Consider the following 12110-nt stretch of genomic DNA (forward strand, 5'->3'; position numbering starts at 1 on the left):
TCCGCCGGTGGGCTACGCAGGAAGCCGTCGCCCCGGACATCCCGATAACCTTCCTGCTCGCCGTGGACAGCAGGAACGTCCAATAAAAAAGCAGGGGTGCGCATTCGCACGCCCCTGCCCGTTTCTTCAGCTCTGTCAATCCTACGGCAGGGCTTTTTTGTAAGCGTTGTCGAGCAGCCGCAGCAGATCCGTTTCCCTGTACAGAATCTTACCCCCGAAATAAATATAGGGAATTTTGCGTTCATTCCGGTATTGCTGCAAGGTGCGCCGGGACAATTTGAGATTCTCCGCGACCTCGGCATCCGTCAGGAATCTGTCTCCCCCGAAAGTCGGGCGCAGCGATTTTCGGAGTTCTTCCGTATCCTTCAACGCCTTCTTCAGCGCGGAAAGGAGTGTTGCGAGGCGTTCATCCCCGGCGGTCAAAATCGTGTCGTCATTCATGGCGTCGGATTTTAGCGCAGGACTTCTTGCCGTCCAAGAAGCCTTTCCACCTCTTGGGGCTTGTAAAAGAAGCGGCGGTTCAGCCGCGTGCAGCCTATGCTGCGGCGGTCCCGGAGGGTCTGCAGCTGCCGCGGACTGATATGCAGCAGGCGGCAGACCTGTTCCCCGTCGAGCCACGAGGCGAGCCGGTAGTCTCCGCATGTATGTTTCAATGCCTCCACCTGTCGGACGAGGGCATGTGCATTTTCAAGGAGCGCCTTGAAAACGCGCTTTTCAAGAATTACTATTTCCATAATGATTGCGATTAAAGTACGTGCAAATATATCCCTGTTCCGTCCTGCCGCATCCGATTCCGCCGCGGCGTCGGCATTTGGCGTCCTATGGCGTCGTCTGTCCACGCCGCCGGGAACCCGGCAGGAACAAAATTTATTGACTCTCTATTTACTCAACGGTCGGGCCGCCGCGAAAAGGCCACCTTTGCCGCCGAACCTATATCGAAAGCGTATGGAAGTCATAACAATGGAGAGTTCCGCCTACAAGGAACTGATGGAAAAGATAGAGCGCATAGCGGAAAGCGTAAGGCGCGTGGAGCCTCGCAAGGAGCCCCAGCCGGATGTGTGGCTGAGCAGTGCGGACGTCATGCTGTTGCTGGGCATCAGCCGGCGCACCTTGCAGCGGCTGCGCGACAGCCGCCGCATCTCCTACGCCATTTTGCGGGGAGCATGCCGGTACCATTTGTCGGAGGTTGTCCGCATGGTGGAAGAGAGCATCGTGCCGTGCCGGCCGGAGCGTCTTGAAGAGTTCAAACAGCATTACCTGCTCCGTACCGGGAGCCGGGGTGCCAAAAAATAGCCTCCGATGGAATTGCGGGAAGACCGGTTCGAGCAATGGATGTCGCGCCTTGCGGAGCGGCTGGACAGGCAGGAAAAGATGTTGCAGCGGCTGACGTCCAAGGGGGATCTTGCCGTCCATGTCTTGGACGGCGAGCGGCTTCTGGACAATCAGGACGTGTGCATGATGCTTCAGGTGAGCAAACGTTCGCTGCAGCGCTACCGCAGTACGGGACTGCTGCGTTACCGGATGCTGGGGCATAAACTCTATTATCGGGAATCCGACATTCGGGATTTCGTACAAAGCAATTTCGAGGTCATCGGCGGACGGGTCCGCCGGTGCGGCTCCGCGGAGCCGGAATCCGAAGGCAAACCGGAATCAAAATAAATAAAAACAGAAACGTATGGCACAGAAGAAACAAGAGAAAGACATTCTGCTGGTGCGGGATGAGAAGACCGGCGAAATCGGTGTCGTCGCAGGCTTGAACGGCGACGGGACGCCGAAACTCACGGACGCGGATGCCAAGCATACGCAGTCATTTCTGCATTTCGACCGGCACGGGGACATGCTGGACAACTTCTTCACGAATTTCTACCGGCAATGCACGGATCCTACGCGCTTCGGCTTTTACCGTGTCGCGGCAGAGCAGGCGGAGCAGTTAGTGGGCGTCATGAAAGATTTGCTCAAAAACCCCGAAGCAAACCGCGATTTGCTTGCGGCGCACAAAGTGGACACGAGCGCCTATGCGGAGCAGACCCGTGCGGAGGCACAGACGGAAACAATTCAAAAATACACAGACAATATGGAACAGACCACGAAACAGGAGGCCCCGCAGGAGACAGCTGCGGAGAGCCCCAAACGGAGTTATCAGCCCATCGACGAGAGTAAAATCGACTGGGCGGAACTGGAAAGCAAATGGGGCGTCCGGCGCGAAGGGCTGGAGCAGACGGGCGACCTGAAACGAATGCTCAACTACGGGAAATCGGACTTGGTGTGCATCTCCCCGGCCTTGGGCGGCGAGCGCTTCGAGACGGAAGCACGGCTGTCATTCAAGAGCGGGGAGGACGGGCGCATAAGCCTCGTCCCGCACTTTATCCGTCAGGAGCCGGACTTGACACATGAGTACAAGGGACACAAGTTCTCGGAGGAGGACATCCGGAATCTGCAGACAACCGGCAATCTGGGACGCAAGGTGGAACTGCTGGACAAGGAGACGGGCGATCTGGTGCCGTCCTACGTCAGCCTTGACCGCAAGACCCGTGAACTGACGGACATCGCGGCGAACAAGGTGTGTATCCGGGACAAGATCGCCGAAACGCCGCTTACGAAAACCGAGCAGGACTTGCTGCGCACGGGCGCTCCGCTGCGGGGCAAGGAAATCACGCTCGCCGACGGGCGCAAATTCCGTGCGACGCTGCAGGTCAATGTAGAACAGCGGGGCGTCGAGTTCGTGCCGCGTTCCCGCCGGCAGGAACAGACGGAGGCAAACCGTCAGGAACGCGGTGTGCGCGAGGGAAACAGCCGCACGGACGACGGCGATTGGAAACTGCGTGCGAACCGGCTCAACTGGCAGACCGACGACGGGAAAATCAAGCCCATTGCCAAGTGGAAGAACGTGGAGTTTACCGACAAGCAGCGGGAAGATTACCGGGCAGGCAAGGCCATCAAGCTGGAAAACGTCCTTGACCGCAAGGGCCAACCGGCTACGATGTATCTGAAATTCAACCCAGAGAAAGGACGACCGTATCTGCACCGCCGGAATCCCGATGCGGCACAGGCGGTTGCGCCGTCCAACGAAAGCCGCACGCAGGTGGCCGTCAATTCGCAGGGCCGCAGCAACGAGGCGACAAAAAAGGTGAAAGAACCGCTGACGAAGGGCCAGACCGCCCCGAAAGAGAATCAGGAACCCCGTCCGCGGCACAAGGCAGGCATTAAGATGTAAGTATATGCCCATCCGATACAGCGACCCAGGGGAAGCGCGGCCCTTGCCGTGCGCGTCCCTTGCCCGTCCGGGAATTTCCGTATCTGTTCCGACCGCAGGATACTGCGCCGTCTGCGGTCGGAGAAGGACGAGGCGCAGACCCCGCTAAAATCCGAAATACAAACCATAAACCAATAAAGAAATGAAAACCATCTTAGCAGAAAAGCCGAGCGTCGCGCGGGAAATCGCGCGGATTGTCGGCGCGACGCACCGTGAAGAAGGAGCTATCACGGGCAAGGAATACGCCGTCACATGGGCTTACGGGCATTTGGTGCAACTTGCCCTGCCCGACGGTTACGGCATCAAGGGCTTCCACCGGGACAACCTCCCCGTGCTGCCTCCAGTATTCAAGTTGATACCCCGTCAAATCAAGACCGACAAAGGCTACAAGGACGACCCGCAGGCGACGGCCCAAATCGGCATCATCGCCCGGCTGTTCCGTGCGAGCGAGCGCATCATTGTGGCAACCGACGCGGGCCGTGAGGGCGAACTGATATTCCGCTACCTCTACGAATACACGGGTTGTGCGGTACCTTTCGACCGGCTGTGGATTTCGTCGCTCACCGACAAGGCGATCCGCGAAGGTCTGGCCAACCTCGAAAGCGGAGCGAAATACGACAACCTCTATTATGCCGCCCACGCCCACAGCGAAGTCGACTGGCTCGTGGGCATCAATGCCACGCAGGCGGTATCCGTCGCCGCCTGTGCCGGACTGTACCCGCTGGGACGTGTGCAGACCCCGACATTGGGAATGATATGCGAACGCTACCGGGCCAACCGGTAGTTCACGCCCGAAAAACAATGGCAGACGCACTTCTCAACGGACGACAGCGCCGGCGGTGTCGTGAAATTCGATGCCGCGGAACGCTGGAAGGAGAAAGCCCCCTGCCGATGCCGCCCGCTGCGCCCTTGTCGAAGCGGGTGCGGCGACGGTCGTTTCCGTCGAGTGCAGGCACACGACACAGGAGCCCCCGCTGCTGTACGATCTGACGACGCCGCAAAAAGACGCCAACACGCAGTACGGCTATACGGCGGAGCATACGCTGGCAATCGTGCAGAAACTCTATGAAAGCAAACTCGTAACCTATCCCCGTACAGGCAGCCGTTATATACCGGAAGATGTCTTCGCGGAGGTTCCGGATCTCATCGGCACGCTGCGCGACCATCCGCTGTGGGGTCCGACGGCCGCCGCACTTATGGCAGCGCCCCTCTGCCGGCGGTCCGTGAACGACGGGAGGATTACCGACCACCATGCCCTGCTGCCGACGGGCGTGCGTGCGCGTTTGCTGACGAAAGAGGAGCAGACGGTGTACGACATGATCGCAGTCCGTATGCTCGAATCGTTCTCCGCGCCGTGCCTCAAGGATGTAACGACGGTTGCGGCGGAATGTTCCGGTACGAAGTACACCACCCAGGGCGCCGTTACCGTACAGGCGGGCTGGCGCGGCGTTCGGAATGTTTCCGCAGAGCCGGAAGTACGCCTCCCCGCATGGCATGATGGCGACAACCTGCCCGTGCGTGCCGCGTCGCTGACGGAGGGTACGACCAAGCCGCAGCCCCTCCATACGGAGGCAACCCTGCTGGCGGCGATGGAGACCGCCGGACGAGACATCGAAGACGAGGCGGTGCGGCAGTCGCTACAAGAATGCGGTCTCTGTACGCCCGCCACCCGTGCCGCCATCATCGAAACGCTCTGCACCCGCGGCTACGTGCAGCGCGTAAAGAAGTCGCTCGTACCGACAGAAAAAGGGCTGGCCCTCTATTCGGTCGTCCGGGATATGCGCATCGCCGACGTCGCCATGACGGGCGAATGGGAGGCGGCGCTGGCACGCATCGAGCACGGGGAACTCAAGGATACCGATTTCCGGCACGACATCGAAGAATACACCCGGCAGATTACGGCGGAACTGCTTGCGTGCGACAAGCTTTTTGCGCACGACGATTCCGCCCTGCTCTGCCCCAAGTGCGGCACGGGACATATGCGCTTCTACCCGAAGGTCGTCAAGTGCGACAACGGGGCATGCGCCCTGCCCGTCTTCCGCATGAAGGCGGGAAAGCTGCTCTCCGACGCAGAGATACAGACCCTTCTGCGCGAAGGCCGCACGGGAATCATCAAAGGGTTCAACAGCAGGCAGGGGAAACCTTTCGAGGCGGCGCTGGCGTTCGACGAATCCTTCAATACGGTCTTCGTGTTCCCCGAAAAAAAGCGCAACGGTACCATTGCCCGCAAGAAATAATGGTTATCTTTGCCGCTGATTCGATAGGCGGATTGTTCGTCGCAAGGCTGCGGTCTGTCGTTTCGGATTTTAGCGGCGGCACCCGGAGGGATACCGGGTGCCCTTTTCGTATCTATCCGCCAACATGCTAAAATCCGAAATATGATGAATACACCGAACATACAACGCACAGCCGCCGGAGAAATAGACTACTACGGGCTGTACCTGTTGCGGCATCTGCTGGAGCACCGCTTTGCGGAGGCCGCCGATGCGGCATTCGTCCGCGGGCGTGCCACCCGTGCCGGCGCCGCCTTCGAACAGGCACGGCGCGAAGGGCTGACGGCCGCCGCGGCGCAGGAACGGGCGATGGAAGTCCTGATGCAGGGGCTCCACACCTCCCGTTACGACCTCCTCCGCGAGGTTGTGGAAAATGAATTTTTCAACGAGGTGCCTCCGGCACACAGAGAGATGTTCATTGAGCGGCTACTGCCGTCGCTCGACGCGCTCTTTGCCCCGTATGACCTTGCGGACGACGATTTCGCCCTCTCGCCCGCCTGCGACCGTCTCTACACGGAGATAACGGGAGCCGTAGCGATCCACATCGAAGCGCATAGCCTTTAACCGCAAGCAGAAACTGCGGGACAACATCGAGGCGATACGCACGGCATTTACGCTGGACAGAACCCGTCGGCAGGCCACGCCGGAGGAGCGCGCCGTTCTGGAACGGTACTGCGGCTTCGGCGGTCTGAAATGTATCCTCAATCCGGCCGGAGAACTGACCGATGCCATGCGGTGGGCGAAATCGGACCTCGAGCTCTTTCCCCTGACGGCGGAACTGCACCGGCTGCTTCGGGAGAACAGCACAAGCGACATCGAAGCCAAACGTTATGCGGATTCGCTGAAAAGCTCCGTGCTGACGGCGTTCTATACGCCGCCGCAGATAACCGATGCACTGGCAGACGTGCTGCACGAACGCGGCATACGTCCGCAGCGGATGCTGGAACCGTCGGCGGGACAAGGCGTCTTCGCCGCCTCCTTCATGCGGCGGAATCCCGAAGCCGAGGTGACGGCTTTCGAGAAAGACCTGCTCACGGGCAAGATCCTCGCGCATCTCTATCCCGGACAGAAGGTGCGCATCGACGGATTCGAGCGCATTGAGAAGCCGTTTCTCGGGACTTTCGACCTCGCAGCCTCCAATATTCCTTTCGGCGACATGGCGGTCTTCGACCCCGACTATTCGCGCAGCCGGGAGGCGGCACGGCAGACAGCCGCCAAGAGCATTCACAACTACTTCTTCCTGAAAGGGCTGGATGCGGTACGCGAAGGCGGCCTCGTGGCGTTCATCACTTCGCAGGGCGTGATGAATACACCGGGCAATGAAGCCGTGCGCACGGAAATGATGCGCCGTGCGGATCTGGTATCGGCGCTACGCCTGCCGAACAATCTTTTTGCAGACAACGCGAACACGGAAGTGGGCAGCGACCTCATCATCCTGCAAAAGCATTCCGGCAAGCAGGGACTGACCGAAGATGAGGAACGGTTCTGCCTCTCCGTACCCACGGAGGCGGGCATTCATACGAACCTTTATTTTCTTCAGCATGACCACCGGATCATCCGCACGCGGGAACGGCTCGACACCGACCCTTACGGCAAGCCGGCCATGGACTACCGCCACGACGGCGGGGTGCCGGGCATCGCCGCCGATATGCGGCGTATGCTCTCCGACGACCTCGCACGGCATCTGAACCTCGACCGCTATATGCAGCCGGGACAGGAGGCGGCGCAGACGGCGCAGGGACATGTCAGCCGCCTGCAGGAGGAGCGGCCTTTGCAGCCCGAAGTGTCCGGAGAGAAAACGCAGGATCGCGGACCCGGACAATCGTCTGTGGCGGAGGAATCACCCATTCTGACCCTCTATGATTTGTTCGGATTTACGGACGAGGAAAGCCGGCCGGCCGAAGAGCCCGCCAGACGCAGGGGCAGGGCCGCGGGCGGCAGACGTCCTCCGATACCGCCGAAACAGACTGCGGCACCGCCGGAGCCTTCCCCTGCGGCGGACCGGATTCCCGACGACCCCGACGCCATCTACAAGGCCTTGAACTGGGAGGACAATCCTCCGGTTAACGGATTCTACGAAACGATGATGGAGATGACGCCGGAGCGGCGCGAGGAGCTGCGGCGCACCTCCGCCGAGCGATTGCAGGGAGAGCGGAAAACGGAAACGCCCGCCGTTGCACGGGCACCGCGGCCAAGCGTGGCGGAGCACACGGAGAGAAAGACCGTCCGGACGGTACGGGCTTCCTCCCGCAGGGCGGAACCGGAAATGTACAGCCTGTTCGACGATCCCGAGCCGGCGTTGGAGTATCCTGTCGGGGACGGCTTCGCGGCCGAGAACCGGCGCAAAATAGATGAAGTCGAGCGGCAAATCCGCAAGGAGGAAGCCCGTATGACGCCCGACGAACTGCGGCGTCGCCGCGAGGAGGAGATGCAGCCGCGTCCGTTTGCCGGAGTGCGGGAACCACATCTGCGCGACGGCTCGATGGTGTGTGAGAATACCGTCGGAGCGCGGTTCCAGATCGGCGTGCTCCGCAACGTAACGTCTTACGGCGCAATCTTCCAGCCGCTCGACATGGACGAAGGGCAGAAGAACAGGGCGCGAGCATATATCACGCTCCGCGACACCTATGAGCGGCTGTACCGTTCGGAGGCGGACACACGGGAGGAGAATGCCGCCGCACGCGAAGCGCTCAACCGCCACTACGACGACTTTCTGCTGCACTACGGCAATCTGAATGCGAAAAACAATGTCAAGATGATTCTGATGGATGCAGGAGGCCGCGACATCCTGTCATTGGAGCGTGTCGAGAACGCGCGGTTCGTCCAAGCCGACATCTTCAAGCGTCCCGTATCCTTTGCGGCGGATACCCTTGCGCATGTAGAGACCCCCGAGGAGGCACTGCCGCCTCGCTCAACCGCTACGGAAAATCAATCTCGACTATATGCAGACCTTGTCGGATTTCTCGTCCGAGGAACTGGCCGAGGCGTTGAAAGGCCGCATCTATTACAACCCGCTGGTCGCCGAATACGAAACGCGCGACCGTTTCGTGGCGGGCAACGTCGTGGAAAAAGCCGGCCGGATCGAACAGGGGATGGCCGGACATCCGCATAGCGGACGGGAGCAGGAGGCACTTGAAGCGCTGCGTGCGGCGGCGCCGCAGAAAATCTCGTTCGATGAACTGGACTTCAATTTCGGAAAACGCTGGATTCCAACGGGCATCTACTCCGCCTATGCCTCGTATCTGTTCGACACCGACGTGAAGATTGCCTATTCGGAGAGCGTGGACGAATATTCGGTACGCTGCAACGGCGGCAACGCCAAAATCTACGATCAGTTCTGCGTCCGGGGATACTACCGCAACTACGACGGCATTGCCCTGCTGAAACATGCCCTCGTGAACACCTGTCCCGACATGAAGAAAAGCCTCGGCAAGGATGAGAACGGCAACGACATCAAGGTGCGCGACAGCGAGGGAATACAACTCGCCAACGCCAAAATCGACGAAATCCGCAACGGTTTCACAGACTGGCTGCGCGAGCAGTCCCCCGAATTCAAGAGCCGGCTGGAGGATATGTACAACAGCAAGTTCAACTGCTTCGTGCGTCCGCAGTACGACGGTTCGCACCAGACATTCCACGATTTGGACTTGAAGGCGCTGGGCGGACGCTATGGCGTGCAGAGCGTCTATCAAAGCCAGAAGGACTGCATATGGATGCTCAAACTGAACGGAGGAGGCATCTGCGACCACGAGGTCGGCACGGGGAAAACGCTCATCATGTGCATCGCGGCGCACGAGATGAAACGGCTGGGCATCGCCCACAAACCGATGATTATCGGTCTGAAAGCCAATGTCGCCGAGATTGCCGCGACCTACCGCACCGCCTATCCCAATGCACGGATTCTCTATGCTTCGGAAAAGGACTTCTCGGCAGAAAACCGCGTGCGCTTCTTCAACGACATCAAGAACAACGACTACGACTGCGTGATTATGTCGCACGACCAGTTCGGCAAGATTCCCCAGTCTCCTGAAATGCAGCGGCGGATTCTGCAAGCCGAGCTGGATTCGGTCGAAGAAAATCTGGAGGTCGTGCGCCAGCAGGGCAAAGATGTGTCGCGGGCGATGCTGCGCGGATTGGAAAAGCGTAAAATCAACCTCGAAGCCCGCCTGCAGGGCATCGAACACGCCATCAAGTCGCGCACGGACGACGTCGTGGACTTCAAGCAGATGGGCATAGACCACCTGTTCGTGGACGAGAGCCATCAGTTCAAGAATCTGACGTTCAACACGCGCCACGACCGCGTGGCGGGGCTGGGCAATTCGGAGGGCAGCCAAAAAGCCCTCAACATGCTTTTTGCCATACGCACCATACAGGAGCGCACGGGAAAGGATTTGGGAGCGACGTTCCTCTCCGGTACGACCGTCAGCAACTCCCTCACGGAGCTGTATCTGCTTTTCAAATACCTGCGGCCGAAGGAGCTGGAGCGGCAGGACATACGCTGTTTCGATGCATGGGCCGCCATCTTTGCCAAAAAGAGCGTCGATTTCGAGTTCAACGTAACGAACAACATCGTGCAGAAGGAACGGTTCCGCTACTTCATCAAGGTTCCCGAGCTGGCGGCGTTCTACAACGAGATTACCGACTACCGCACCGCAGAGGATGTCGGCGTGGACCGTCCGCCAAAAAACGAAATCCTGAAAAATATCCCGCCTACGCCCCAGCAGGAGGAGTTCATCCAGAAACTCATGGAGTTTGCAAAGTCGGGAGATGCCACCCTTCTGGGCCGCGGGCCGCTTTCGGACACGGAGGAGAAGGCAAAGATGCTCATCGTCACGAACTATGCCCGCAAGATGGCCCTCGATATGCGGATGATAGACCCGCAGGCATACGACGACCACCCCGACAACAAAGCCTCCCGGTGCGCCGCGACCATCGCGGAGTATTACCGCAGGTTCGACGCACAGAAAGGCACGCAGTTCGTGTTCTCCGATTTGGGGACTTTCCAGCCCGGACAGTGGAACATATACAGCGAAATCAAGCGCAAGCTAGTCGAGGATCACGGCATTCCGGCGCACGAGATACGTTTCATTCAGGAGTGCAAGACCGAGAAGTCCCGCAAGGCGGTCACCGATGCGATGAACGACGGCAAGGTGCGCGTGCTGTTCGGTTCGACGAGTATGCTCGGAACGGGGGTCAATGCACAGAAACGCGCCGTCGCCGTGCATCATCTCGATACCCCGTGGCGGCCCTCCGACCTGCAGCAGCGCGACGGACGCGCCGTGCGCAAGGGCAACGAGGTGGCAAAACTCCATGCCGGCAACAAGGTGGATGTGATCATCTACGCCGTGGAGAAGTCGCTCGACAGCTACAAGTTCAACCTCCTGCACTGCAAGCAGACCTTCATCTCCCAACTCAAAAGCGGTGCGATGGGCGCACGCACCATCGACGAAGGGGCCATGGACGAAAAATCGGGTATGAACTTCTCCGAATATATGGCGATTCTGTCCGGCAATACCGATTTGCTGGAAAAGGCCAAGCTGGAAAAGAGGGTCGCCGCATTGGAGGGCGAGCGCAAGTCCTACTTCAAGGCCCGCGGCACCTCGGAAGTGCGGCTGGCGGAGGCGGTACGGAAATTTGAAAGCCATGCCGAGCATATAGAAAAGATGGGAAAGGATTACGATACGTTCCTTGCACGGGTGCAGACCGCACCCGACGGCTCGCATCTCTGCCCCCTGCGGCTGGACGGGGTGAACGCCTCCGATTTCAAGACCCTCGGAACGCGCCTCCAGCAGATAGCCAAAAACGCTTCGACAGGCGGCGAGTATATGCCCATAGGCGAACTGTATGGATTCCCCATCGTCGTCAAGAGCGAACGGGAGGTGCGCGACGGCGTGGAAACCAAGCAAAACAAATTCTTCGTCGAAGGGGCTTACAAGTATTCCTACAACAACGGACTGATTGCCATGAGCGACACGAAAGCCGCCGTACTCAACTTCCTCAATGCACTGGAACGACTGCCCAAGATTATCGACGTCTACAAGGAGAAAAACATCCCGCTGGAACGCGACATTCCGATTCTGCGGGCTTCGGTGGGCGGAGAATGGAAGAAGGAGGGAGAACTGAAAGACTTGAAATCGCAGCTCGCCGCTCTCGACCGCAAGATACAGGCGGAAATAGCGCCGCCCCGGCAGGAACAGACGGAGGACGGGCCGAAGGCTGAAAACGAAAGACTGACGGCCGGAAACAGGCCCGCGGAATCGGCGACGCCCGTGAATGCCGCCCAATCCGAAAAACAGGACGCCCCGCAGTTCGTGCGGGAACATTTCATCATCGCCCGACCGGCCATAAAGGCGGAGACGGGGAACAAAATGAAAATGGGATGACAACAATGGGGCCTACAATGCAATACGGAGCGTGGGATTCGGAATATCCTTCTCCCCTTCACTCAAACAGATAAAGATTATGGCAACGATTAAAGTGAAACTGCGTGCCTTGAGCATCGCAGGCAAAGCGGGAACGGTTTATTATCAGGTAACGCACAAGCGTGTCATCCGGCAAATCACGACGGATATCCATATCCTGCC

The 12110-nt window shown here is 59.2% G+C and carries 6 protein-coding genes and 3 pseudogenes; 7 read left to right on the forward strand and 2 right to left on the reverse strand.

All coding sequences use genetic code 11. The features are described 5' to 3' along the window. Positions 1–141 precede the first annotated feature (141 nt). Positions 142–441, reverse strand: coding sequence for a helix-turn-helix domain-containing protein (locus Q0Z70_RS11365; RefSeq protein WP_298074619.1), 300 nt, complete (start codon positions 439–441; stop codon positions 142–144). Between the two features lie 11 nt (positions 442–452). Continuing rightward, positions 453–734 (reverse strand): helix-turn-helix domain-containing protein, encoded by a 282-nt coding sequence (locus tag Q0Z70_RS11370; protein ID WP_298074621.1) that lies wholly within the window; start codon positions 732–734, stop codon positions 453–455. A 211-nt stretch (positions 735–945) separates the two neighbouring features. Here Q0Z70_RS11370 and Q0Z70_RS11375 point away from each other — a divergent pair, with 211 nt between their 5' ends. The 7 genes and pseudogenes from Q0Z70_RS11375 to Q0Z70_RS11405 all read left to right on the forward strand — a co-directional run. After that, complete coding sequence (locus tag Q0Z70_RS11375; protein WP_298074622.1) at positions 946–1293, forward strand: helix-turn-helix domain-containing protein; 348 nt, start codon at positions 946–948, stop codon at positions 1291–1293. A gap of 6 nt (positions 1294–1299) precedes the next feature. Beyond that, positions 1300–1659 (forward strand): helix-turn-helix domain-containing protein, encoded by a 360-nt coding sequence (locus Q0Z70_RS11380; protein WP_298074624.1) that lies wholly within the window; start codon positions 1300–1302, stop codon positions 1657–1659. A gap of 16 nt (positions 1660–1675) precedes the next feature. Further along, positions 1676–3214 carry a DUF4099 domain-containing protein gene (locus Q0Z70_RS11385; RefSeq protein WP_298074626.1) on the forward strand — a complete coding sequence of 513 codons (1539 nt, stop codon included), beginning with the start codon at positions 1676–1678 and terminating at the stop codon, positions 3212–3214. Between the two features lie 181 nt (positions 3215–3395). Beyond that, a pseudogene (locus tag Q0Z70_RS11390) lies at positions 3396–5490 on the forward strand (DNA topoisomerase). Between the two features lie 141 nt (positions 5491–5631). Beyond that, on the forward strand, positions 5632–6090 hold the full coding sequence (locus Q0Z70_RS11395; protein ID WP_298074628.1) for a DUF1896 family protein: 459 nt from the start codon (positions 5632–5634) through the stop codon (positions 6088–6090). Further along, positions 6080–11909 (forward strand): annotated as a pseudogene (locus tag Q0Z70_RS11400) (helicase-related protein). The gene Q0Z70_RS11395 and the pseudogene Q0Z70_RS11400 overlap by 11 nt, the downstream one beginning before the upstream one ends. Before the next feature lie 79 nt (positions 11910–11988). Next, positions 11989–12110: pseudogene (locus Q0Z70_RS11405) on the forward strand (site-specific integrase); the annotation flags it as partial.

Source organism: uncultured Bacteroides sp. (genome assembly GCF_947632445.1).
In the GTDB taxonomy this organism is placed as follows: domain Bacteria; phylum Bacteroidota; class Bacteroidia; order Bacteroidales; family Bacteroidaceae; genus Bacteroides.